The organism is Streptomyces sp. SL06, assembly GCF_058244745.1.
Genome location: NZ_JBSYOT010000002.1, coordinates 2,823,369 through 2,843,764, shown reverse-complemented (window position 1 = coordinate 2,843,764; position 20,396 = coordinate 2,823,369). Strand labels below are relative to the sequence as shown.

The 20,396-nt window shown below is 68.5% G+C and carries 32 protein-coding genes; 31 read left to right on the top strand and 1 reads right to left on the bottom strand.

Features of this window, described 5'->3' with window-relative positions:
* Positions 1-21 precede the first annotated feature (21 nt).
* The 27 genes from rplB to truA all read left to right on the top strand — a co-directional run bounded on the left by rplB (position 22) and on the right by truA (position 15,360).
* Positions 22-858, top strand: coding sequence for a 50S ribosomal protein L2 (rplB, locus tag AC4IHM_RS12860; RefSeq protein ID WP_490867196.1), 837 nt, complete (start codon positions 22-24; stop codon positions 856-858).
* Between the two features lie 12 nt (positions 859-870).
* On the top strand, positions 871-1,152 hold the full coding sequence (gene rpsS / locus AC4IHM_RS12855; RefSeq protein WP_003974263.1) for a 30S ribosomal protein S19: 282 nt from the start codon (positions 871-873) through the stop codon (positions 1,150-1,152).
* 42 nt (positions 1,153-1,194) lie between these two features.
* The gene (gene rplV / locus AC4IHM_RS12850; RefSeq protein WP_003974262.1) at positions 1,195-1,542 is read left to right on the top strand and encodes a 50S ribosomal protein L22; all 348 of its coding nucleotides are present in this window, start codon (positions 1,195-1,197) and stop codon (positions 1,540-1,542) included.
* Positions 1,542-2,372, top strand: coding sequence for a 30S ribosomal protein S3 (rpsC, locus tag AC4IHM_RS12845; RefSeq protein WP_490867195.1), 831 nt, complete (start codon positions 1,542-1,544; stop codon positions 2,370-2,372). Before rplV ends, rpsC begins: the two co-directional genes overlap by 1 nt.
* Before the next feature lie 5 nt (positions 2,373-2,377).
* Entirely contained in the window at positions 2,378-2,797 is a 420-nt protein-coding gene (rplP, locus tag AC4IHM_RS12840) for a 50S ribosomal protein L16 (RefSeq protein WP_004927269.1), read from the top strand.
* Positions 2,797-3,021 (top strand): 50S ribosomal protein L29, encoded by a 225-nt coding sequence (gene rpmC, locus AC4IHM_RS12835; protein ID WP_003974259.1) that lies wholly within the window; start codon positions 2,797-2,799, stop codon positions 3,019-3,021. The genes rplP and rpmC overlap by 1 nt, the downstream gene beginning before the upstream one ends.
* A complete protein-coding gene (rpsQ, locus tag AC4IHM_RS12830; RefSeq protein ID WP_490867194.1) occupies positions 3,021-3,308 on the top strand; it encodes a 30S ribosomal protein S17 in 288 nt (95 codons plus the stop codon). Before rpmC ends, rpsQ begins: the two co-directional genes overlap by 1 nt.
* A gap of 136 nt (positions 3,309-3,444) precedes the next feature.
* The gene (gene rplN, locus AC4IHM_RS12825; protein WP_030831680.1) at positions 3,445-3,813 is read left to right on the top strand and encodes a 50S ribosomal protein L14; all 369 of its coding nucleotides are present in this window, start codon (positions 3,445-3,447) and stop codon (positions 3,811-3,813) included.
* A gap of 2 nt (positions 3,814-3,815) precedes the next feature.
* Positions 3,816-4,139, top strand: a complete 324-nt coding sequence (rplX, locus tag AC4IHM_RS12820; protein ID WP_122615761.1) for a 50S ribosomal protein L24 — start codon at positions 3,816-3,818, stop codon at positions 4,137-4,139.
* Positions 4,139-4,696 (top strand): 50S ribosomal protein L5, encoded by a 558-nt coding sequence (gene rplE, locus AC4IHM_RS12815; RefSeq protein WP_388514355.1) that lies wholly within the window; start codon positions 4,139-4,141, stop codon positions 4,694-4,696. Before rplX ends, rplE begins: the two co-directional genes overlap by 1 nt.
* 5 nt (positions 4,697-4,701) lie before the next feature.
* Positions 4,702-4,887: a type Z 30S ribosomal protein S14 gene (locus AC4IHM_RS12810; protein ID WP_003948630.1), complete on the top strand. Its 186-nt coding sequence runs from the start codon at positions 4,702-4,704 to the stop codon at positions 4,885-4,887.
* 235 nt (positions 4,888-5,122) lie between these two features.
* A complete protein-coding gene (gene rpsH, locus AC4IHM_RS12805; RefSeq protein WP_453828007.1) occupies positions 5,123-5,521 on the top strand; it encodes a 30S ribosomal protein S8 in 399 nt (132 codons plus the stop codon).
* Positions 5,522-5,545: 24 nt separating this feature from the next.
* A complete protein-coding gene (rplF, locus tag AC4IHM_RS12800) occupies positions 5,546-6,085 on the top strand; it encodes a 50S ribosomal protein L6 (RefSeq protein WP_490867193.1) in 540 nt (179 codons plus the stop codon).
* 3 nt (positions 6,086-6,088) lie between these two features.
* Positions 6,089-6,472 carry a 50S ribosomal protein L18 gene (rplR, locus tag AC4IHM_RS12795; protein ID WP_490867192.1) on the top strand — a complete coding sequence of 128 codons (384 nt, stop codon included), beginning with the start codon at positions 6,089-6,091 and terminating at the stop codon, positions 6,470-6,472.
* Positions 6,473-6,513: 41 nt separating this feature from the next.
* Positions 6,514-7,119, top strand: coding sequence for a 30S ribosomal protein S5 (gene rpsE, locus AC4IHM_RS12790; RefSeq protein ID WP_004927232.1), 606 nt, complete (start codon positions 6,514-6,516; stop codon positions 7,117-7,119).
* Positions 7,120-7,121: 2 nt separating this feature from the next.
* On the top strand, positions 7,122-7,304 hold the full coding sequence (rpmD, locus tag AC4IHM_RS12785) for a 50S ribosomal protein L30 (RefSeq protein ID WP_329137026.1): 183 nt from the start codon (positions 7,122-7,124) through the stop codon (positions 7,302-7,304).
* Between the two features lie 2 nt (positions 7,305-7,306).
* A complete protein-coding gene (rplO, locus tag AC4IHM_RS12780) occupies positions 7,307-7,762 on the top strand; it encodes a 50S ribosomal protein L15 (RefSeq protein ID WP_490867191.1) in 456 nt (151 codons plus the stop codon).
* A 241-nt stretch (positions 7,763-8,003) separates the two neighbouring features.
* Complete coding sequence (gene secY, locus AC4IHM_RS12775; protein ID WP_490867190.1) at positions 8,004-9,317, top strand: preprotein translocase subunit SecY; 1,314 nt, start codon at positions 8,004-8,006, stop codon at positions 9,315-9,317.
* Complete coding sequence (locus tag AC4IHM_RS12770; protein ID WP_490867189.1) at positions 9,317-9,970, top strand: adenylate kinase; 654 nt, start codon at positions 9,317-9,319, stop codon at positions 9,968-9,970. Before secY ends, AC4IHM_RS12770 begins: the two co-directional genes overlap by 1 nt.
* Before the next feature lie 128 nt (positions 9,971-10,098).
* Entirely contained in the window at positions 10,099-10,935 is an 837-nt protein-coding gene (gene map, locus AC4IHM_RS12765; protein WP_490867188.1) for a type I methionyl aminopeptidase, read from the top strand.
* Between the two features lie 186 nt (positions 10,936-11,121).
* On the top strand, positions 11,122-11,343 hold the full coding sequence (infA, locus tag AC4IHM_RS12760) for a translation initiation factor IF-1 (protein WP_003948620.1): 222 nt from the start codon (positions 11,122-11,124) through the stop codon (positions 11,341-11,343).
* Positions 11,344-11,410: 67 nt separating this feature from the next.
* Positions 11,411-11,524 (top strand): 50S ribosomal protein L36, encoded by a 114-nt coding sequence (gene rpmJ / locus AC4IHM_RS12755; RefSeq protein ID WP_003974245.1) that lies wholly within the window; start codon positions 11,411-11,413, stop codon positions 11,522-11,524.
* A 189-nt stretch (positions 11,525-11,713) separates the two neighbouring features.
* Complete coding sequence (rpsM, locus tag AC4IHM_RS12750) at positions 11,714-12,094, top strand: 30S ribosomal protein S13 (protein ID WP_490867187.1); 381 nt, start codon at positions 11,714-11,716, stop codon at positions 12,092-12,094.
* Positions 12,095-12,160: 66 nt separating this feature from the next.
* Positions 12,161-12,565 (top strand): 30S ribosomal protein S11, encoded by a 405-nt coding sequence (gene rpsK / locus AC4IHM_RS12745; RefSeq protein WP_003948617.1) that lies wholly within the window; start codon positions 12,161-12,163, stop codon positions 12,563-12,565.
* A 123-nt stretch (positions 12,566-12,688) separates the two neighbouring features.
* Positions 12,689-13,711, top strand: coding sequence for a DNA-directed RNA polymerase subunit alpha (locus tag AC4IHM_RS12740; protein WP_490867186.1), 1,023 nt, complete (start codon positions 12,689-12,691; stop codon positions 13,709-13,711).
* A 193-nt stretch (positions 13,712-13,904) separates the two neighbouring features.
* Complete coding sequence (rplQ, locus tag AC4IHM_RS12735; RefSeq protein ID WP_490867185.1) at positions 13,905-14,423, top strand: 50S ribosomal protein L17; 519 nt, start codon at positions 13,905-13,907, stop codon at positions 14,421-14,423.
* A gap of 82 nt (positions 14,424-14,505) precedes the next feature.
* Positions 14,506-15,360, top strand: a complete 855-nt coding sequence (truA, locus tag AC4IHM_RS12730) for a tRNA pseudouridine(38-40) synthase TruA (RefSeq protein WP_490867184.1) — start codon at positions 14,506-14,508, stop codon at positions 15,358-15,360.
* Between the two features lie 28 nt (positions 15,361-15,388).
* Here truA and AC4IHM_RS12725 read toward each other — a convergent pair whose 3' ends face one another.
* Positions 15,389-16,294, bottom strand: a complete 906-nt coding sequence (locus AC4IHM_RS12725; RefSeq protein WP_490867183.1) for a hypothetical protein — start codon at positions 16,292-16,294, stop codon at positions 15,389-15,391.
* Between the two features lie 74 nt (positions 16,295-16,368).
* On the opposite strand from AC4IHM_RS12725, the gene AC4IHM_RS12720 reads away from it, so the two are divergent.
* From AC4IHM_RS12720 to glmM, 4 genes are all read left to right on the top strand, one after another.
* On the top strand, positions 16,369-17,574 hold the full coding sequence (locus AC4IHM_RS12720) for a glycosyltransferase 87 family protein (protein ID WP_490867182.1): 1,206 nt from the start codon (positions 16,369-16,371) through the stop codon (positions 17,572-17,574).
* A 207-nt stretch (positions 17,575-17,781) separates the two neighbouring features.
* Entirely contained in the window at positions 17,782-18,225 is a 444-nt protein-coding gene (gene rplM, locus AC4IHM_RS12715; protein WP_031041507.1) for a 50S ribosomal protein L13, read from the top strand.
* Between the two features lie 41 nt (positions 18,226-18,266).
* Positions 18,267-18,779, top strand: coding sequence for a 30S ribosomal protein S9 (gene rpsI, locus AC4IHM_RS12710; RefSeq protein WP_490867181.1), 513 nt, complete (start codon positions 18,267-18,269; stop codon positions 18,777-18,779).
* 226 nt (positions 18,780-19,005) lie between these two features.
* Positions 19,006-20,364 (top strand): phosphoglucosamine mutase, encoded by a 1,359-nt coding sequence (glmM, locus tag AC4IHM_RS12705; RefSeq protein WP_490867180.1) that lies wholly within the window; start codon positions 19,006-19,008, stop codon positions 20,362-20,364.
* Positions 20,365-20,396 lie beyond the last annotated feature (32 nt).

The window sequence follows — 20,396 nt, the reverse complement described above, 5'->3', positions numbered from 1 at the left end:
ATTTCCGAGGACTGAGAGACAATGGGTATCCGCAAGTACAAGCCGACGACGCCGGGCCGCCGTGGCTCCTCCGTCGCCGACTTCGTCGAGGTCACGCGGTCCACGCCGGAGAAGTCGCTGGTCCGCCCGCTGCACAGCAAGGGCGGCCGTAACAACGCCGGTCGTGTGACCGTTCGCCACCAGGGTGGCGGACACAAGCGCGCCTACCGCGTGATCGACTTCCGTCGGCACGACAAGGACGGCGTGCCGGCGAAGGTCGCGCACATCGAGTACGACCCCAACCGCACCGCGCGCATCGCGCTGCTGCACTACGCCGACGGCGAGAAGCGCTACATCCTCGCCCCGCGCAACCTGCAGCAGGGCGACCGCGTCGAGAACGGTCCCGGGGCCGACATCAAGCCGGGCAACAACCTGGCCCTCCGCAACATCCCGGTCGGTACCACGATCCACGCGATCGAACTCCGTCCCGGTGGCGGTGCCAAGTTCGCCCGCTCCGCCGGCGCCTCCGTGCAGCTGCTCGCGAAGGAGGGCACCATGGCCCACCTGCGCATGCCGTCCGGAGAGATCCGCCTGGTCGACCAGCGCTGCCGCGCCACGGTCGGCGAGGTCGGCAACGCCGAGCAGAACAACATCAACTGGGGCAAGGCGGGCCGCAAGCGGTGGCTGGGCGTTCGCCCGACCGTCCGTGGTGTGGTCATGAACCCGGTGGACCACCCGCACGGTGGTGGTGAGGGCCGGACCTCCGGTGGTCGTCACCCCGTGTCCCCCTGGGGCAAGAAGGAAGGCCGTACTCGTTCGCCCAAGAAGGCGTCGAACAAGTACATCGTCCGCCGCCGCAAGACGAACAAGAAGCGCTAAGGACGGGTTGAGATGCCTCGTAGCTTGAAGAAGGGACCCTTCGTCGACGACCACCTGATCAAGAAGGTGGACACGCAGAACGAAGCCGGTACCAAGAACGTCATCAAGACCTGGTCCCGTCGCTCGATGATCGTCCCGGCGATGCTCGGCCACACGATCGCGGTGCACAACGGCAAGACCCACATCCCGGTGTTTGTCACCGAGTCCATGGTCGGCCACAAGCTCGGCGAGTTCTCGCCGACGCGCACCTTCCGGGGTCACGTCAAGGACGACCGGAAGTCGAAGCGCCGCTAACGCGGGGTGGAATGACCAATGACAGACACTGAAGGGACAACCATGGAAGCCAGGGCCCAGGCGCGGTACATCCGCGTCACGCCCATGAAGGCCCGCCGCGTGGTGGACCTCATCCGTGGCATGGACGCCACGGAGGCTCAGGCGGTCCTGCGTTTCGCCCCGCAGGCCGCGAGCGTGCCGGTCGGCAAGGTGCTGGACAGCGCCATCGCCAACGCCGCGCACAACTACGACCACACCGACGCCGACAGCCTCTTCATTTCCGAGGCCTACGTCGACGAGGGCCCGACCCTGAAGCGGTTCCGGCCGCGTGCCCAGGGCCGCGCCTACCGGATCCGCAAGCGGACCAGCCACATCACCGTGGTCGTCAGCAGCAAGGAAGGAACCCGGTAATGGGCCAGAAGGTAAACCCGCACGGGTTCCGGCTCGGTGTCACGACCGACTTCAAGTCGCGTTGGTACGCCGACAAGCTGTACAAGGACTACGTCAAGGAAGACGTTGCCATCCGTCGGATGATGACGTCCGGCATGGAGCGCGCCGGCATCTCCAAGGTCGAGATCGAGCGCACCCGGGACCGCGTGCGGGTGGACATCCACACCGCTCGTCCGGGCATCGTCATCGGCCGCCGCGGCGCCGAGGCCGACCGCATCCGCGGTGACCTGGAGAAGCTGACCGGCAAGCAGGTCCAGCTGAACATCCTCGAGGTCAAGAGCCCGGAGACGGACGCTCAGCTGGTGGCCCAGGCCGTCGCCGAGCAGCTGTCCTCCCGCGTCTCCTTCCGTCGCGCCATGCGCAAGAGCATGCAGGGCACGATGAAGGCCGGCGCCAAGGGCATCAAGATCCAGTGCGGTGGCCGCCTCGGCGGCGCCGAGATGTCCCGCTCGGAGTTCTACCGCGAGGGCCGGGTGCCGCTGCACACGCTCCGCGCGAACGTGGACTACGGCTTCTTCGAGGCCAAGACGACCTTCGGCCGCATCGGCGTGAAGGTCTGGATCTACAAGGGCGACGTCAAGAACATCGCCGAGGTCCGCGCCGAGAACGCCGCCGCCCGTGCCGGCAACCGCCCGGCCCGTGGTGGCAACGACCGCCCGGCCCGTGGTGGCCGCGGTGGCGAGCGTCGCGGGCGCAAGCCGCAGCAGCAGTCGGCTCCGGCCGCCGAGGCCCCCAAGGCCGAGGCTCCGGCGGCTGCCGCTCCGGCTGAGAGCACCGGAACGGAGGCCTGACCGACATGCTGATCCCCCGCAGGGTCAAGCACCGCAAGCAGCACCACCCGAAGCGCCGTGGTCAGGCCAAGGGCGGTACGACCGTCGCGTTCGGCGAGTACGGCATCCAGGCCCTCACGCCGGCGTACGTGACCAACCGCCAGATCGAGGCGGCCCGTATCGCGATGACCCGCCACATCAAGCGTGGCGGCAAGGTCTGGATCAACATCTACCCGGACCGCCCGCTCACGAAGAAGCCCGCCGAGACCCGCATGGGTTCCGGCAAGGGCTCCCCGGAGTGGTGGATCGCGAACGTGCACCCGGGCCGGGTCATGTTCGAGCTGTCCTACCCCAACGAGAAGATCGCCCGTGAGGCGCTGACGCGTGCGGCCCACAAGCTGCCGATGAAGTGCCGGATCGTCAAGCGCGAGGCAGGTGAAGCGTGATGTCGGCCGGTACCAAGGCGTCCGAGCTGCGCGAGCTGGGCAACGAGGAGCTTCTCGCGAAGCTCCGCGAGGCCAAGGAAGAGCTGTTCAACCTCCGCTTCCAGGCGGCGACGGGCCAGCTCGAGAACCACGGTCGGCTCAAGGCCGTCCGCAAGGACATCGCGCGGATCTACACCCTGATGCGTGAGCGCGAGCTGGGCATCGAGACGGTGGAGAGCGCCTGATGAGCGAGAGCAACGTGACTGAAGAGACGAAGGCCGGCCGGGGCTTCCGCAAGACCCGTCAGGGTCTGGTCGTCAGCGACAAGATGGACAAGACCGTCGTCGTCGCCGTCGAGGACCGGGTGACCCACGCGCTGTACGGCAAGGTCATCCGCCGCACCGAGAAGCTCAAGGCCCACGACGAGCAGAACGCCGCGGGTGTCGGCGACCGCGTCCTCCTCATGGAGACCCGGCCGCTGTCCGCGACGAAGCGCTGGCGCGTCGTCGAGGTCCTCGAGAAGGCCAAGTAGGTAATCCCCGCAAGGGAATTCCAAAAGTACGTTTCTGCGGGGCATTCCTCGCAGGACAGTTCCGCCAGGCTCCGGGAGCCGTTCGGCCAGAGGTTGAACGGCCCCCGGGGAACCGGCAGACAAACAGGAGATAGACGTGATCCAGCAGGAGTCGCGGCTGCGTGTCGCCGACAACACGGGTGCGAAGGAAGTCCTCTGCATCCGTGTGCTCGGTGGCTCCGGCCGCCGCTACGCGGGTATCGGTGACGTCATCGTCGCCACCGTCAAGGACGCGATCCCCGGTGGCAACGTGAAGAAGGGTGACGTCGTCAAGGCGGTCATCGTTCGCACCGTCAAGGAGCGCCGCCGTCCGGACGGCTCGTACATCCGCTTCGACGAGAACGCCGCCGTCATTCTGAAGAACGACGGCGACCCTCGCGGCACCCGTATCTTCGGCCCGGTCGGCCGTGAGCTGCGCGAGAAGAAGTTCATGAAGATCATCTCCCTCGCGCCGGAGGTGCTGTGAGCATGAAGATCAAGAAGGGCGACCTGGTCCAGGTCATCACCGGTAAGGACAAGGGCAAGCAGGGCAAGGTCATCGCGGCCTTCCCCCGTGAGGACCGGGTCCTGGTCGAGGGTGTCAACCGGGTCAAGAAGCACACCAAGGCCGGGCCGACCGCTCGCGGTTCGCAGGCCGGCGGCATTGTGACCACCGAGGCCCCGATCCACATCTCCAACGTCCAGTTGGTCGTGGAGAAGGACGGCAACAAGGTTGTCACTCGCGTCGGTTACCGCTTCGACGACGAGGGCAACAAGATCCGCGTTGCCAAGCGGACGGGTGAGGACATCTGATGGCTACCACCACCATTCCGCGTCTGAAGACGAAGTACCGCGAGGAGATCGCGGGCAAGCTGCGTGAGGAGTTCTCGTACGAGAACGTCATGCAGATCCCCGGCCTCGTCAAGATCGTGGTCAACATGGGTGTGGGCGACGCCGCCCGCGACTCCAAGCTGATCGAGGGCGCCATCCGCGACCTCACCACGATCACCGGTCAGAAGCCGGCCGTCACCAAGGCCCGCAAGTCCATCGCGCAGTTCAAGCTGCGCGAGGGCCAGCCGATCGGTGCCCACGTCACCCTCCGTGGCGACCGCATGTGGGAGTTCCTGGACCGCACCCTGTCGCTCGCGCTGCCGCGCATCCGCGACTTCCGCGGTCTGTCCCCCAAGCAGTTCGACGGCCGTGGCAACTACACCTTCGGTCTCACGGAGCAGGTCATGTTCCACGAGATCGACCAGGACAAGATCGACCGCACCCGGGGTATGGACATCACCGTGGTGACCACGGCGACCAACGACGCTGAGGGCCGCGCGCTCCTTCGTCACCTCGGCTTCCCCTTCAAGGAGGCGTGAGCGAGATGGCGAAGAAGGCTCTGATCGCTAAGGCTGCCCGCAAGCCCAAGTTCGGGGTGCGCGGCTACACCCGCTGCCAGCGCTGTGGCCGCCCGCACTCCGTTTACCGCAAGTTCGGCCTGTGCCGCGTGTGCCTTCGTGAGATGGCTCACCGTGGCGAGCTGCCGGGCGTGACCAAGAGTTCCTGGTAATCCGGTAATTCCGGGTTATTCAGACTCTCGGTAAGCATCTGGGTCGGCAGAGGCCCGGCTCCGCATGCCGTAGGCTTGCGGGGTTGGGCGTCTGCTGCCCGTACGCCTGCGGGCCAAGCCCGCAACTGACTGCTTACTACGCCGTAGGTCCACCGCGCCGCACCCGTCCCGTCTCGGATCGGGGAGAGGGATGGCGCACCAGGAAACCCCGGCGAGAGAGGCCGAAGGCCAATTCATGACCATGACTGATCCGATCGCAGACATGCTTACGCGTCTGCGGAACGCGAACTCGGCGTACCACGACTCTGTGACGATGCCGGCGTCCAAGATCAAGTCTCACATCGCGGAGATCCTCCAGCAGGAGGGCTTCATCACGGGCTGGAAGACCGAGGACGCCGAGGTCGGCAAGAGCCTCGTTCTCGAGCTGAAGTTCGGCCCGAACCGTGAGCGCTCCATCGCGGGCATCAAGCGGATCTCCAAGCCCGGTCTCCGGGTGTACGCGAAGTCCACCAACCTGCCCAAGGTGCTGGGCGGCCTCGGTGTGGCGATCATCTCCACGTCGCACGGGCTCCTCACCGACAAGCAGGCCGGCAAGAAGGGCGTGGGTGGGGAAGTCCTCGCCTACGTCTGGTAGCGGAAGGGAACGGAGGAAACAGCTATGTCGCGCATCGGCAAGCTCCCCATCGCGGTTCCCGCCGGCGTGGACGTCACCATCGACGGCCGTACGGTCTCGGTCAAGGGCCCGAAGGGCTCGCTGACTCACACCGTCGTGGCGCCGATCGACATCGCCAAGGGCGAGGACGGCGTGCTGAGCGTCACCCGCCCCAACGACGAGCGTCAGAGCAAGGCCCTGCACGGCCTGTCCCGCACGCTGGTGGCGAACATGATCACCGGCGTGACCCAGGGTTACGTGAAGAAGCTCGAGATCAGCGGTGTCGGTTACCGCGTGCTCGCCAAGGGTTCGAACCTGGAGTTCTCCCTCGGCTACAGCCACCCGATCACGGTCGAGGCCCCCGAGGGCATCACCTTCAAGGTGGAGTCCCCGACCCGTTTCTCGGTCGAGGGCATCGACAAGCAGAAGGTCGGCGAGGTTGCGGCCAACATCCGCAAGCTGCGCAAGCCCGACCCGTACAAGGCCAAGGGCGTCAAGTACGAGGGCGAAGTCATCCGCCGCAAGGTCGGAAAGGCGGGTAAGTAAGCCATGGCATACGGACAGAAGATCCTCAAGGGCGACGCCTACAAGCGCGCCGCGATCAAGCGCCGTCACATCCGGATCCGCAAGCGGATCGCCGGTACGGCGGAGCGTCCCCGTCTGGTCGTCACCCGCTCGAACCGCCACATCGTGGCCCAGGTGATCGACGACCTCAAGGGCCACACCCTTGCGTCGGCGTCCACCCTGGACACCTCGATCCGTGGCGGCGAGGCCGACAAGTCCGCTCAGGCCAAGCAGGTCGGCGCCCTGGTCGCCGAGCGCGCCAAGGCCGCGGGCGTCGAGTCCGTCGTGTTCGACCGCGGCGGCAACCAGTACGCCGGGCGCATCGCCGCTCTGGCGGACGCCGCCCGCGAAGCCGGACTGAAGTTCTGAGCCGGTTCCGTAGCTAGCGGAAACAGAGAGAGGTAATTCCAATGGCTGGACCCCAGCGCCGCGGTGGCGGTGCCGGTGGCGGCGAGCGGCGGGACCGGAAGGGCCGTGACGGCGGCGCAGCTGCCGCCGAGAAGACCGCTTACGTTGAGCGCGTCGTCGCAATCAACCGTGTCGCCAAGGTAGTGAAGGGTGGTCGTCGCTTCAGCTTCACCGCGCTGGTCGTGGTGGGCGACGGTGACGGCACCGTGGGTGTCGGATACGGCAAGGCCAAGGAGGTGCCGGCCGCCATCGCCAAGGGTGTTGAGGAGGCCAAGAAGCACTTCTTCAAGGTCCCCCGCATCCAGGGCACCATCCCGCACCCCATCCAGGGCGAGAAGGCCGCCGGCGTCGTGCTGCTCAAGCCCGCGTCCCCGGGTACCGGCGTTATCGCCGGTGGTCCGGTGCGCGCCGTACTCGAGTGCGCCGGCATCCACGACGTGCTGTCGAAGTCGCTCGGCTCCGACAACCAGATCAACATCGTGCACGCGACCGTGGAGGCCCTCAAGGGCCTGCAGCGTCCCGAGGAGATCGCGGCCCGCCGCGGTCTGCCGCTCGAGGACGTCGCCCCCGCGGCTCTTCTCCGCGCACGTGCCGGGGCGGGTGCGTAATCATGGCGCAGCTCAGGATTACGCAGGTCAAGTCCTACATCGGCAGCAAGCAGAACCACCGTGACACCCTGCGTTCCCTTGGTCTCAAGGGCATCAACACGCAGGTCGTCAAGGAGGACCGCCCCGAGTTCCGCGGCATGGTGCACACCGTCCGCCACCTCGTGTCGGTCGAGGAGGTCGACTGATCATGGCGGAGAACAACCCGCTCAAGATCCACAACCTCCGTCCCGCCCCGGGCGCCAAGACCGCCAAGACCCGTGTGGGTCGTGGTGAGGCGTCGAAGGGCAAGACGGCCGGTCGTGGTACCAAGGGCACGAAGGCCCGTTACCAGGTTCCGGAGCGCTTCGAGGGTGGCCAGATGCCCCTCCACATGCGCCTTCCGAAGCTGAAGGGCTTCAAGAACCCGTTCAAGACCGAGTTCCAGGTCGTGAACCTCGACAAGCTGGCCGCGCTCTACCCCGAGGGTGGCGAGGTCACCGTCGAGGGTCTGGTGGCCAAGGGTGCCGTTCGCAAGAACAGCCTCGTCAAGGTCCTCGGCCAGGGCGAGATCTCCGTGGCGCTGCAGGTGACGGTCGACGCCGTCTCCGGCCCCGCCAAGGAGAAGATCACCGCCGCCGGCGGTACCGTCACCGAGCTCGTCTGACCCTTCAGGCGTCCCGATGACTTGAGCGATCCCAACCGGGGATGCCCCACAAAAGGGGTATCCCCGGTTGGTCGTTCCAAGGGCGGTGGTCCCGCCGGTAAGGTGGCCTGCGCTGCCCTCTTTCACGGGTGCGTCACATGGGGCACCCTGGGCGGCAGTTGACCGTTACTTACTAAGTCGTCAGTCGAATCCTCAAGACCGTCACCCTTGACGCAGTAGCGCGGGGGTCGCAGGAGGCACCGTGCTCACCGCGTTCGCCCGGGCGTTCAAGACGCCCGACCTGCGCAAGAAGCTGCTCTTCACGCTCGGCATCATCGTGGTCTACCGGCTCGGTACCCACATTCCCATCCCAGGCGTCGACTACAAGAACGTCCAGGAGTGCGTGGACCAGGCGTCCGGCAACCAGGGCCTCTTCGGCCTGGTCAACATGTTCAGCGGTGGCGCCCTGCTGCAGATCACGGTCTTCGCGCTCGGCATCATGCCGTACATCACGGCGAGCATCATTCTGCAGCTGCTGACCGTGGTGATCCCGCGCCTGGAAGCCCTCAAGAAGGAGGGCCAGGCGGGTACGGCCAAGATCACGCAGTACACCCGCTACCTGACCATCGCGCTCGCCATCCTCCAGGGCACCGGCCTGGTGGCCACCGCCCGCAGCGGCGCCCTCTTCTCCGGCTGCACCGTGGCGGGGCAGATCGTTCCCGACCAGGCGATCTTCACCACCATCGTCATGGTGGTCACCATGACCGCCGGTACGGCCATCGTCATGTGGCTCGGCGAGCTGATCACCGACCGCGGCATCGGCAACGGCATGTCGATCCTGATGTTCATCTCGATCGCCGCGACCTTCCCGTCCGCCCTGTGGGCCATCAAGAAGCAGGGCGAGCTGGCGGACGGCTGGATCGAGTTCGGCACGGTGATCCTGGTCGGCCTGGTCATGGTCGCGCTGGTCGTCTTCGTGGAGCAGGCGCAGCGCCGTATCCCGGTGCAGTACGCGAAGCGCATGATCGGCCGGCGCTCCTACGGTGGTACGTCGACGTACATCCCGCTCAAGGTGAACCAGGCGGGCGTCATCCCCGTCATCTTCGCCTCGTCGCTGCTCTACATCCCGGCGCTGATCGTCCAGTTCTCGAACTCGCAGGCGGGCTGGGCGACCTGGGTCACGAAGAACCTCGCCGACACGGCGGCGACGCCGCACATCATTCTGTACTTCCTCCTGATCGTCTTCTTCGCGTTCTTCTACGTGGCCATCTCGTTCAACCCCGAGGAAGTCGCGGACAACATGAAGAAGTATGGTGGGTTCATCCCGGGCATCCGGGCTGGCCGACCGACCGCTGAGTATCTGAGCTACGTACTCAACCGGATCACCTGGCCGGGTTCGCTGTACTTGGGCCTGATCGCTCTCGTCCCGACAATGGCGTTGGCTGGTTTCGGGGCAAACCAGAACTTCCCGTTCGGCGGCACCAGCATCCTGATCATCGTGGGTGTCGGTCTTGAGACGGTGAAGCAGATCGAGAGCCAGCTCCAGCAGCGCAATTACGAAGGGTTCCTCCGCTGATGCGAATCGTCCTCGTCGGGCCGCCGGGCGCCGGAAAGGGAACGCAGGCCACCCGCCTTGCCGAGACGCTGCACATTCCGCACATCTCCACGGGCGACCTGTTCCGCGCGAACATCAGCCAGCAGACCGAACTGGGCAAGCTCGCGAAGTCCTACATGGACGCCGGCAACCTCGTACCGGACGAGGTCACCATCGCCATGGCGAAGGACCGCATGGGGCAGCCCGACGCCGAGGGCGGCTTTCTGCTGGACGGCTTTCCCCGCAACGTCTCCCAGGCCGAGGCACTGGACGAGCTGCTCGAGGCCGAGGACATGAAGCTCGACGCGGTGCTGGATCTGGAGGCCCCGGAGGACGAGGTCGTCAAGCGGATCGCCGGGCGCCGGGTCTGTCGCAACAACTCCGCGCACGTCTTCCACGTGACGTACACGCCGCCGAAGAAGGCCGGCGTCTGCGACATCTGCGGCGGCGAGCTGTACCAGCGGGACGACGACTCCGAGGAGACGGTCCGCAAGCGGCTCGAGGTCTACCACACGCAGACCGAGCCGATCATCGACTACTACAAGGCCCAGGGCCTGGTCGTCACGATCGCGGCGACGGGGACGGTGGACGAGGTCGAGGCCCGCGCGCTGGGGGCACTCCGGCGCGACAAGTAGTTTCTCCGCACGGCGGCAGCCGCGGTCCCTCGTCCGGGGGCCGCGGCTGAGCTGTGGGGTGGGGGGCTCCGGCCCCTTATCGTGGTAAGCGTCCGTCGTCTCTTCGGTCCAGAAAGGCCGCAGTCCCCATGGTGCAGATCAAGAGCCCCGAGCAGATCGCCAAGATGCGTGAGGCGGGGCTGGTCGTCGCCGCCATCCACGCGGCCACGCGCGAGGCAGCCGTGCCCGGCGCCACGACCAAGGACCTGGACCAGGTCGCCCGCAAGGTGCTCGCGGAGCACGACGCCAAGCCGAACTTCCTCGGCTACGGCGGCTTCCCGGCGACCATCTGCACCTCCGTGAACGAGGTCGTGGTGCACGGGATCCCGTCCGACGACGTGGTCCTGGCGGACGGCGACATCATCTCCATCGACTGCGGCGCGATCATCGACGGCTGGCACGGCGACGCCGCCTACACGGCCTTCGTCGGCTCCGGTCACGCCCCGGAGCTGGTGGAGCTGTCCCGGGTGACCGAGGAGTCGATGTGGGCCGGCATCGCGGCCATGAAGCAGGGCAACCGGCTCGTGGACATCTCCCGGGCCATCGAGACGTACATCCGCCGCCAGCCGAGGCCCGGCGGCGGCAAGTACGGGATCGTCGAGGACTACGGCGGCCACGGCATCGGCACCGAGATGCACATGGACCCGCACCTCCTCAACTACGTCGAGCGCCGGCGCGGCAAGGGTCCGAAGCTGGTCCCCGGTTTCTGCCTGGCCATCGAGCCGATGGTGTCCCTCGGCACACCGCGCACCGTCGTCCTGGAGGACGACTGGACCGTCGTCACGACGGACGGCACCTGGTCCTCCCACTGGGAGCACTCGGTGGCCCTCACGGAGCAGGGACCGCTGGTCCTGACCTCCCCGGACGGGGGCCGCGCGAAGCTCGCGGAGATGGGCATCACGGCGGCACCCGACCCCCTGGGCTGAGGCCTGGGCGCGCGTCGGGCCGGTTTCTCCCGCATAACGATCGCGCGGGTGGGGCAGGCTACCTCGTTTCGCCTTTCCGGGGGTGCTGACGTAGACTGACTCGTCGGCTCTCGTGCACCCGCATGTCTGCATGCGTTCGTATCACGCACAGGAGTCGATCAAGGTAGTCGATTCGAAGGGCGAAGCGTGGCCAAGAAGCAAGGTGCCATCGAGATCGAGGGCACTGTCGTCGAGTCTCTTCCGAACGCCATGTTCAAGGTCGAGCTCCAGAACGGCCACCAGGTCCTGGCACACATCAGCGGCAAGATGCGCATGCACTACATCCGCATCCTCCCTGACGACCGGGTCGTGGTGGAGCTGTCTCCGTACGACCTGACACGTGGCCGGATCGTCTACCGGTACAAGTAGATCTTGCCCACGTCCCGCGGCGTCTCGTCGCGGGGCCGCCGGCAACTGACCCGGAGAACCTCACCCCATGAAGGTCAAGCCGAGCGTCAAGAAGATCTGCGACAAGTGCAGGGTGATCCGCCGTCACGGCCGGGTCATGGTCATCTGCGACAACCCGCGCCACAAGCAGCGCCAGGGCTGACGCACGACCGTTCCCTCCGCGATTCGCAGGACTTCGCGCGACGCGAGCTGAATATGTTCATACGCAGAACCCGGGCGCCCAGGCGTCCGACACCCCCGGTTCGGAGGCCGGGGACCCGATCCGTACCTCATACGGCGGCCGGGGACCGGTTCTGCGGAAGACCTCCGAAGATCAAACTGGAGCCATTGAATGGCACGCGTTTCCGGTGTTGACATCCCGCGCGAAAAGCGCGTGGAGATCGCCCTCACCTACGTGTTCGGCATCGGCCGGACCCTCTCGCAGCAGACGCTCGCCGCCACCGGCGTGGACCCGAACACCCGTGTTCGCGATCTCTCCGAGGAGCAGCTCGTCGCGATCCGCGAGTACGTCGACAACAACATCAAGACCGAGGGCGACCTCCGCCGTGAGGTCCAGGCCGACATCCGCCGCAAGGTCGAGATCGGCGCCTACCAGGGTCTGCGGCACCGCCGCGGTCTCCCGGTCCGCGGTCAGCGCACCAGCACCAACGCCCGCACCCGCAAGGGCCCGCGTCGCGCCATCGCCGGCAAGAAGAAGCCGGGCAAGAAGTAGTCCGCAGCGGACTCGCCGTCCAGCGGTCTTCGCTGTAGGACCGACCACCTCCCGTAGGAGAACGACATGCCCCCCAAGGGACGTCAGGGCGCTGCCAAGAAGGTGCGCCGCAAGGAAAAGAAGAACGTCGCTCACGGCCACGCGCACATCAAGAGCACGTTCAACAACACGATCGTGTCCATCACGGACCCGACCGGCAACGTGATCTCCTGGGCCTCCGCCGGCCACGTCGGCTTCAAGGGCTCCCGGAAGTCCACGCCGTTCGCCGCGCAGATGGCCGCCGAGTCGGCCGCCCGCCGCGCCCAGGAGCACGGCATGCGCAAGGTCGACGTGTTCGTCAAGGGCCCGGGTTCCGGTCGCGAGACCGCCATCCGCTCCCTCCAGGCGACCGGCCTCGAGGTCGGCTCGATCCAGGACGTCACGCCCACCCCGCACAACGGCTGCCGTCCGCCGAAGCGTCGTCGGGTCTGATCTCGCTTCATCGCTTCACCAGGGTTCTCCGGGCGGTACGGCTCTCAGGGGTCGTATCGCCCGTACCCTTGCAGTACTGGTCGGGCGTCAAATAGCGGGCGCCCCTGACTGAAGGATCACCACATGCTGATTGCTCAGCGTCCCTCGTTGACCGAAGAGGTCGTCGACGAGTTCCGCTCCCGGTTCGTCATCGAGCCGCTGGAGCCGGGCTTCGGTTACACCCTCGGCAACTCTCTGCGCCGTACGCTTCTGTCCTCGATTCCGGGTGCGGCGGTCACGTCGATCCGTATCGACGGTGTCCTGCACGAGTTCACCACCGTGCCGGGCGTCAAGGAGGACGTCACCGACCTGATCCTCAACATCAAGCAGCTCGTCGTCAGCAGTGAGCAGGACGAGCCGGTCGTGATGTACCTGCGCAAGCAGGGTCCGGGTCTGGTCACCGCCGCCGACATCGCGCCTCCGGCCGGTGTCGAGGTGCACAATCCCGACCTCGTCCTGGCCACGCTCAACGGCAAGGGCAAGCTGGAGATGGAGCTGACCGTCGAGCGCGGTCGCGGCTATGTCTCCGCCGTGCAGAACAAGCAGCTCGGCCAGGAGATCGGGCGGATTCCGGTCGACTCGATCTACAGCCCCGTGCTGAAGGTCACGTACAAGGTCGAGGCGACGCGTGTCGAGCAGCGGACCGACTTCGACAAGCTGATCGTCGACGTCGAGACGAAGCAGGCGATGCGTCCGCGCGACGCCATGGCGTCGGCCGGCAAGACCCTGGTCGAGCTGTTCGGTCTCGCCCGCGAGCTGAACATCGACGCCGAGGGCATCGACATGGGCCCGTCCCCCACGGACGCCGCCCTTGCCGCCGATCTGGCGCTGCCGATCGAGGAGCTGGAACTCACCGTCCGGTCCTACAACTGCCTCAAGCGCGAGGGCATCCACTCCGTGGGCGAGCTGGTCGCCCGCTCCGAGGCGGACCTGCTCGACATCCGCAACTTCGGCGCCAAGTCGATCGACGAGGTCAAGGCCAAGCTCGCGGGCATGGGCCTCGCGCTGAAGGACTCGCCCCCCGGGTTCGACCCGACCGCCGCCGCGGACGCGTTCGGCGCCGAGGACGACGCGGACGCCGGGTTCGTGGAGACCGAGCAGTACTGAGCGCTCCGCGAGGAGGGCCGTACCGCGGCTGCCGGTCGGCTGCGGCCGGTCGCGCAGTTCCCCGCGCCCCCTCGGGGGCGCGGATGCTCCGGGGCGCTCGAAGGGGCGCCCCGGATCTCCGACAGGCGACCGCCTGCTCGGATACTGACCCCGGTACCTGATACGGCCGGGGCAGACACTGAGGAGAAACACCATGCCGAAGCCCACCAAGGGTGCCCGTCTGGGCGGCAGCGCCGCGCACGAGAAGCTGCTCCTCGCGAACCTCGCGAAGTCGCTGTTCGAGCACGGCCGCATCACCACCACCGAGGCCAAGGCGCGCAAGCTGCGTCCGTACGCCGAGCGGCTGGTCACCAAGGCGAAGAAGGGCGACCTTCACAACCGCCGTCAGGTGCTCCAGGTGATCACGGACAAGAGCATCGTCCACACGCTCTTCACCGAGATCGGCCCGCGCTACGAGAACCGTCCCGGTGGCTACACCCGGATCACCAAGATCGGCAACCGCCGTGGCGACAACGCGCCCATGGCCGTCATCGAGCTGGTCGAGGCGCTGACCGTGGCGCAGCAGGCCACCGGCGAGGCCGAGGCCGCGACGAAGCGTGCCGCCCAGGACGCCGACGCCACCGAGGCCACCGAGGCGACGGAAGCCACCGAGACCAAGGTCGACACGACCAAGGCCGACGAGGCTCCCGCCGAGGAGCCCAAGGACGCGTAAGCGTTCCCTCGCCCCTTCAGGGCGTTGCGGGTCCGTCCCTTTCGGGGCGGGCCCGCTTTCGTGCGGTTGAGAGGATCTCTGGGTGAGTGACGAAGTTGAGGCCGGGTCCGTGCGGGTGCGGCTGGATCTCTCGTACGACGGGAGCGAGTTCTCCGGCTGGGCCAAGCAGGCCGGGGGGCGGCGGACCGTGCAGGGCGAGGTCGAGGACGCGTTGCGGACGGTCACGCGGTCCGGGCGGACGTACGAGCTGACCGTGGCGGGGCGGACCGACGCCGGTGTGCACGCGCGGGGCCAGGTCGCCCATGTCGATCTGCCGCGCGAGGTGTGGGCCGAGCACCACGCGAAGCTGCTCAAGCGGCTCGCCGGGCGGCTGCCCAGGGACGTACGGGTGTGGGCCCTCGCGGAGGCCCCCGCCGGCTTCAACGCCCGTTTCTCCGCCGTCTGGCGGCGCTACGCCTACCGGGTCACCGACAACCCCGGCGGCGTCGACCCGCTGCTGCGCGGGCACGTCCTGTGGCACGACTGGCCCCTCGACGTGGACGCCATGAACGAGGCCGCCCGGGGGCTGCTGGGGGAGCACGACTTCGCGGCCTACTGCAAGAAGCGGGAGGGGGCCACGACCATCCGGACCCTCCAGGAGCTGAGCCTGGTCCGCGGCGACGACGGGATCGTCACCGCCACCGTCCGGGCCGACGCCTTCTGCCACAACATGGTGCGCTCCCTCATCGGCGCCCTGCTGTTCGTCGGCGACGGCCACCGCCCGCCCGACTGGCCCGCCAGGGTGCTCGCCGCGGGCGTCCGGGACTCGGCCGTGCACGTCGTACGGCCGCACGGACTGACCCTGGAGGAGGTCGGCTACCCGGCCGACGAACTGCTGGCCGCCCGAAGCAGGGAGGCCCGCAACAAGCGGTCACTGCCGGGTACGGGCTGCTGCTGACCCCGGAGCGGGGCGCGGGCGGCCGGGATCAGCCCTCCGCCGCCGCCGATGCCTGGGCCTCGCCGCGTCGGTAGATCTGCCGGAAGGCGAACTCGGCCAGGTCGTCGCCGGCCCGGAACACCTCCGTGGACTTCTCCGTGACGTCCTTGCCGTCGGTGGACCCGGCGACGGTGAAGTAGGCGTAGCGGCCGTAGGAGTTGGTGGTGGAGCGGCAGACGGCGCCGGTGCAGAAGGACTTGACGCCGCCGCCGGACAGGGAGCGCACGATGCTCTTCTTGTCGGCCTGCTTCTTGGCCTTGGTGGCCTGCGCCTCGGTGTCGAAGACGGCCACGCCGACCGTCACGGCGGTGCCGCCCTTGGTGTACGTGACGCGGACCAGCCGGGTGCAGGCGTTGGCGTCGAGGACGTTGGGCAGGGTGCCCTGGGCGGCGGAACCGCAGGTGCGGGTGTCGGCCGTCGGGCCCTTCTTGTAGACCGTCTCGCCCATGGTCAGCTGGGTGCCGGGAAAGAGCAGGTCCGGGCTGATCGGGGCCTTGTCCTTCTGGGCGCTGGAGACGAAGTCCTTCGGGTCGAGCGGTGGGGGCGCGCTGGTCGGCGCGAACGACGGAGTCGTGTCCGTCGCGCTGGGTATGTCGGCCGTCGCGGGCAACTGCGAGGAGGGGCCGCCCGAGGCCTGGTCGGAGCCGTTCGCCGAGACCACCGCCACGGCGACGGCGCCGGCTATCACCACGGTGGCCAGCGCGCCACCCCCGATGAACAGCACCCGGCGCCGTCTGGCACGGGCCTCCGAGGCATCGGCGAGGGCCGCCCAGTCCGGGGTGCTGTCACCGCTGCCACTGTTCCATGGCTGCGGCTGAGGCTGCGGCTGCGGCTGCTGTGATTGCGGTGTCCAGGGATCCCACTGCGACTGAGGTCCCCCCTGCCCAAAGCTCATGGGCCGCATCTTAGACGGGCCGAGAGGCGTGCTGGTGCGCGTCCCGGGGCCTTGCGGCACCTAGCGTTCCGTCCATGCGGACGGGCAAAAACGACATCTCCGGGTGGTTGGTGCGACCGGCGGGCGGGCACGCGCGGGCGGTGCTCGTGACGGTGCTGGCGGCCTGCGCGGCGCACGCGGCACGCGTGACCTCGGACGGCGGGATGGACAACGCGATCGTCGTGCGGGCCGCCCGCACCTGGCTGGCCGGCGGCTCCCCGTACGATGATCCGCACTTCCTCTACTTCCCGAGCGCGGTCCTGGCCGCCGTCCCGCAGGCGCTCCTGCCCCCGGCGGTGCTGCGGGTGCTGGTGCCGTTCGCGGTGACCGCCCTGCTGGCGCTGGCCTGGGCCTGTGCGCTGCGGCTGCACCGGGTGCCGCTCGGCAGCCGGCTGGCGGTCCTCGGCCCGGCCGGGCTCGCGCTGGGCTTCGCGCCGTTCGGGCACCTGGTGCGCCTGGGCAACTGGACGGTGACGGCGACGGTGGCGCTCCCGCTGTCCCTGCTGCTGGCGAGCCGGGGGCGGTGGACGGCGGCGGGCGCGGTCGTCGGCGCGGCCGTGGCGCTCAAGCCGCTGCTCGTGCCCGTCGTCCTGCTCTTCCTGTTCGCCGGCCGGTGGCGGGCGCTGGCGGCGGCCGTCCTGGTGCCCGCGCTGGCCTCCGGCGCGGCGGCGCTGGCGATGCCCGACCCGGCCGGCTTCCTCACCCGCACCCTGCCGTTCCTGCTGCACGGCGACGACGGTTTCGTACGGCTCTACGAGGCGTCCCCGGCGGCCGTACTGCCCCGGCTCGGGGTGCCGCGCGCTCTCGCCCAGGGGCTCGCGGTGGCGGCGGCCGGCGCCGGGTTCCTGTGCGCGTACCGGCGCTGGCGCCGCGCCGATCCCGGGCCGGCGCGGCTCGCGGAGACCGGCACGGGCCTGATGCTGTCGGCGTTCCTCGTCTCCCGGCCCTCCTACGACCACTACCTCCTGGTCGCCCTGCCGCTGCTGCTCGCCGGGCTGCCGTACGCCGGTTCGGTGGCCCGCGGGGCGTGGTTCTGGATCGCCCTGGTGCCCCAGGTGCCGGGGCTGACCTGGCCCTGGCTGGAGCCGGAGGGGCGGCGGGCCTTCAAGGACGCGTTCACGCTGTGCGTGCTGGCGGCGGCGGTCGCCCGGCAGTCCCGGTCCGGCGCGGCGGCGCCCGACGGTCAGGTGCGCGCCGGGCCGGTGCCGGAACCCGCGCGGGCCCCGGCGACCCCGTTTTGACCCGGCCGCCGGGCCCCGGGTATTCTGCACAGTCGTATGTGTATTGGCTTGCTCATTCTCACGTGAGGGGCCCTTACACCGGTCCACCGGGACCGATGACCAGCGACCAGCACGCGGTTTGCGTCACCGCGGTGCGGTCAGGGCTGTCGTGATCGTCTTCGGTGACCATGTCAGGACCACTCACTGAAGAAGCGAAGGCTACGAACCGTGCGTACGTACAGCCCCAAGCCCGGCGATGTGACGCGCCAGTGGCACGTCATCGACGCTCAGGACGTCGTCCTGGGCCGGCTGGCCTCCACTACGGCCTCCATCCTGCGCGGCAAGCACAAGCCGATCTACGCGCCCCACGTCGACACCGGTGACTTCGTCATCATCATCAACGCCGACAAGGTGCACCTCTCCGGCAACAAGCGGACCCAGAAGATGGCGTACCGCCACTCCGGCTACCCGGGCGGTCTGCGCTCCGTGCGCTATGACGAGCTGCTGGACAAGAACCCGGAGAAGGCCATCGAGAAGGCCGTCAAGGGCATGCTCCCGAAGAACTCCCTGGGCCGTCAGATGCTCTCGAAGCTGAAGGTCTACAAGGGTGACCAGCACCCGCACGGCGCGCAGCAGCCGCAGCCGTTCGAGATCACCCAGGTCGCGCAGTAAGTCCGGCCACCCCCAAGACTGAAGAGAATCTGAGGAGCATCGTGGCCGAGACCACTGCCGAGCAGCCGCTCGAAGAGATCGAAATCGACAGCTACACCACCGAGTCCGAGGTGCCCGTCGAGGGCGAGTACACCTCGGAGTCCGTGGCGTCCGCCTTCGGCGAGCCCCAGCCGGCCGCCGGCCTGGGCCGTCGCAAGAACGCCATCGCCCGTGTCCGGATCGTCCCGGGCACCGGCAAGTGGAAGATCAACGGCCGCACCCTTGAGGACTACTTCCCGAACAAGGTGCACCAGCAGGAAGTCAACGAGCCCTTCAAGGTGCTCGAACTCGAGGGCCGTTACGACGTCATCGCCCGCATCGCCGGCGGCGGCGTCTCCGGCCAGGCCGGCGCGCTCCGCCTCGGTGTCGCCCGCGCCCTGAACGAGGCCGACGTGGACAACAACCGCGGCGCGCTCAAGAAGGCCGGCTTCCTCACGCGTGACGACCGCGCGGTCGAGCGCAAGAAGGCCGGTCTGAAGAAGGCCCGCAAGGCTCCGCAGTACAGCAAGCGCTAAGCGCTGCCTGTACTCCGAACGCCCCGGCGGCACGCCACTGTGCTGCCGGGGCGTTCGTTTATCCCCGCCGTTGGGCGTATAACGACACAAGACGTTCAGACGTTCAAACGTCCAGAGGCTTGTGTGATCGGATGGTCGGGCCGTGCGGGCTCAGGACCACGGGAGCCGACTGTGCGGGCCGCACCGGCAGCCGCTTCCGGAACTGACGTTTCCTCAAGGAGGACAAGTGGGACGACTCTTCGGCACGGACGGCGTGCGCGGTGTCGCCAACGCGGATCTGACGGCCGAGCTGGCGCTCGGTCTCTCCGTCGCCGCGGCGCACGTACTGGCCGAGGCGGGCACCTTCGCCGGGCACCGGGCGACCGCGGTCGTCGGACGGGACCCGCGTGCCTCCGGGGAGTTCCTGGAGGCCGCCGTGGTCGCGGGCCTGGCCAGCGCCGGCGTGGACGTGCTGCGGGTCGGCGTGCTGCCGACGCCCGCGGTGGCGCACCTCACCGGCGCGCTCGGCGCGGACCTCGGCGTGATGCTCTCCGCGAGCCACAACGCCATGCCCGACAACGGCATCAAGTTCTTCGCCCGCGGCGGCCACAAACTCGCCGACGAGCTGGAGGACCGCATCGAGTCGGTCTATGCCGAACACCGCGCCGACGTTCCCTGGGACCGCCCGACCGGGGCCGGCGTGGGCCGGGTGCGGGACTACGACGAGGGGCTCGACCAGTACGTCGCCCACCTCGTCGGGGTCCTGCCGAACCGGCTCGACGGACTCAAGATCGTCCTGGACGAGGCGCACGGCGCCGCCTCCCGGGTCTCGCCGGAGGCGTTCGCGCGGGCCGGCGCCGAGCTGGTCACCATCGGCGCGGTGCCCGACGGCCTCAACATCAACGACGGCTGCGGCTCCACCCACCTCGACCTGCTCAAGGCCGCCGTCGTCGAGCACGGCGCCGACCTGGGCATCGCCCACGACGGCGACGCCGACCGCTGCCTCGCCGTGGACCACACCGGCGCGGAGGTGGACGGCGACCAGATCCTCGCCGTGCTCGCGCTGGCGATGCGGGAGCGCGACGCGCTGCGTTCGGACACCGTCGTCGCGACCGTCATGGCCAACCTGGGCTTCAAGCTCGCCATGGAGCGCGAGGGCATCCGGTTCGTGCAGACCGGCGTCGGCGACCGGTACGTCCTGGAGGAGATGAAGGACAAGGGCTACGCCCTGGGCGGCGAGCAGTCCGGCCACGTCATCATCCTCGACCACGCCACCACCGGCGACGGCACGCTGACCGGCCTGATGCTGGCGGCCCGGGTCGCGCAGACCGGCCGTACGCTGCGCGACCTCGCCTCCGTCATGGAGCGGCTGCCGCAGGTGCTGATCAATGTGCCCGACGTGGACAAGTCCCGGGTGACCAGCTCCGCCGAGCTGGCCACGGCGGTGGCCGAGGCGGAGCGGTCGCTGGGCAGCACCGGGCGGGTGCTGCTGCGGCCCTCGGGGACCGAGCCGCTGGTGCGGGTGATGGTCGAGGCCGCGGACATCGAGCAGGCCCGCTCCGTGGCCGGCCGGCTGGCCGACGCGGTGAAGTCCGCGCTGGGGTAGTCCCCGCCGGCGGCCGCGACCACCGCGGCGGC

Excerpts from the sequence above, each read along its gene's own strand:
- rplB (WP_490867196.1), top strand. The coding sequence starts at position 22 with ATGGGTATCCGCAAGTACAAGCCGACGACGCCGGGCCGCCGTGGCTCC.
- rpsS (WP_003974263.1), top strand. The coding sequence starts at position 871 with ATGCCTCGTAGCTTGAAGAAGGGACCCTTCGTCGACGACCACCTGATC.
- rplV (WP_003974262.1), top strand. The coding sequence starts at position 1,195 with ATGGAAGCCAGGGCCCAGGCGCGGTACATCCGCGTCACGCCCATGAAG.
- rpsC (WP_490867195.1), top strand. The coding sequence starts at position 1,542 with ATGGGCCAGAAGGTAAACCCGCACGGGTTCCGGCTCGGTGTCACGACC.
- rplP (WP_004927269.1), top strand. The coding sequence starts at position 2,378 with ATGCTGATCCCCCGCAGGGTCAAGCACCGCAAGCAGCACCACCCGAAG.
- rpmC (WP_003974259.1), top strand. The coding sequence starts at position 2,797 with ATGTCGGCCGGTACCAAGGCGTCCGAGCTGCGCGAGCTGGGCAACGAG.
- rpsQ (WP_490867194.1), top strand. The coding sequence starts at position 3,021 with ATGAGCGAGAGCAACGTGACTGAAGAGACGAAGGCCGGCCGGGGCTTC.
- rplX (WP_122615761.1), top strand. The coding sequence starts at position 3,816 with ATGAAGATCAAGAAGGGCGACCTGGTCCAGGTCATCACCGGTAAGGAC.
- rplE (WP_388514355.1), top strand. The coding sequence starts at position 4,139 with ATGGCTACCACCACCATTCCGCGTCTGAAGACGAAGTACCGCGAGGAG.
- AC4IHM_RS12810 (WP_003948630.1), top strand. The coding sequence starts at position 4,702 with ATGGCGAAGAAGGCTCTGATCGCTAAGGCTGCCCGCAAGCCCAAGTTC.
- rpsH (WP_453828007.1), top strand. The coding sequence starts at position 5,123 with ATGACCATGACTGATCCGATCGCAGACATGCTTACGCGTCTGCGGAAC.
- rplF (WP_490867193.1), top strand. The coding sequence starts at position 5,546 with ATGTCGCGCATCGGCAAGCTCCCCATCGCGGTTCCCGCCGGCGTGGAC.
- rplR (WP_490867192.1), top strand. The coding sequence starts at position 6,089 with ATGGCATACGGACAGAAGATCCTCAAGGGCGACGCCTACAAGCGCGCC.
- rpsE (WP_004927232.1), top strand. The coding sequence starts at position 6,514 with ATGGCTGGACCCCAGCGCCGCGGTGGCGGTGCCGGTGGCGGCGAGCGG.
- rpmD (WP_329137026.1), top strand. The coding sequence starts at position 7,122 with ATGGCGCAGCTCAGGATTACGCAGGTCAAGTCCTACATCGGCAGCAAG.
- rplO (WP_490867191.1), top strand. The coding sequence starts at position 7,307 with ATGGCGGAGAACAACCCGCTCAAGATCCACAACCTCCGTCCCGCCCCG.
- AC4IHM_RS12770 (WP_490867189.1), top strand. The coding sequence starts at position 9,317 with ATGCGAATCGTCCTCGTCGGGCCGCCGGGCGCCGGAAAGGGAACGCAG.
- map (WP_490867188.1), top strand. The coding sequence starts at position 10,099 with ATGGTGCAGATCAAGAGCCCCGAGCAGATCGCCAAGATGCGTGAGGCG.
- rpmJ (WP_003974245.1), top strand. The coding sequence starts at position 11,411 with ATGAAGGTCAAGCCGAGCGTCAAGAAGATCTGCGACAAGTGCAGGGTG.
- rpsM (WP_490867187.1), top strand. The coding sequence starts at position 11,714 with ATGGCACGCGTTTCCGGTGTTGACATCCCGCGCGAAAAGCGCGTGGAG.
- rpsK (WP_003948617.1), top strand. The coding sequence starts at position 12,161 with ATGCCCCCCAAGGGACGTCAGGGCGCTGCCAAGAAGGTGCGCCGCAAG.
- AC4IHM_RS12740 (WP_490867186.1), top strand. The coding sequence starts at position 12,689 with ATGCTGATTGCTCAGCGTCCCTCGTTGACCGAAGAGGTCGTCGACGAG.
- rplQ (WP_490867185.1), top strand. The coding sequence starts at position 13,905 with ATGCCGAAGCCCACCAAGGGTGCCCGTCTGGGCGGCAGCGCCGCGCAC.
- AC4IHM_RS12725 (WP_490867183.1), bottom strand. The coding sequence starts at position 16,294 with ATGAGCTTTGGGCAGGGGGGACCTCAGTCGCAGTGGGATCCCTGGACA.
- AC4IHM_RS12720 (WP_490867182.1), top strand. The coding sequence starts at position 16,369 with ATGCGGACGGGCAAAAACGACATCTCCGGGTGGTTGGTGCGACCGGCG.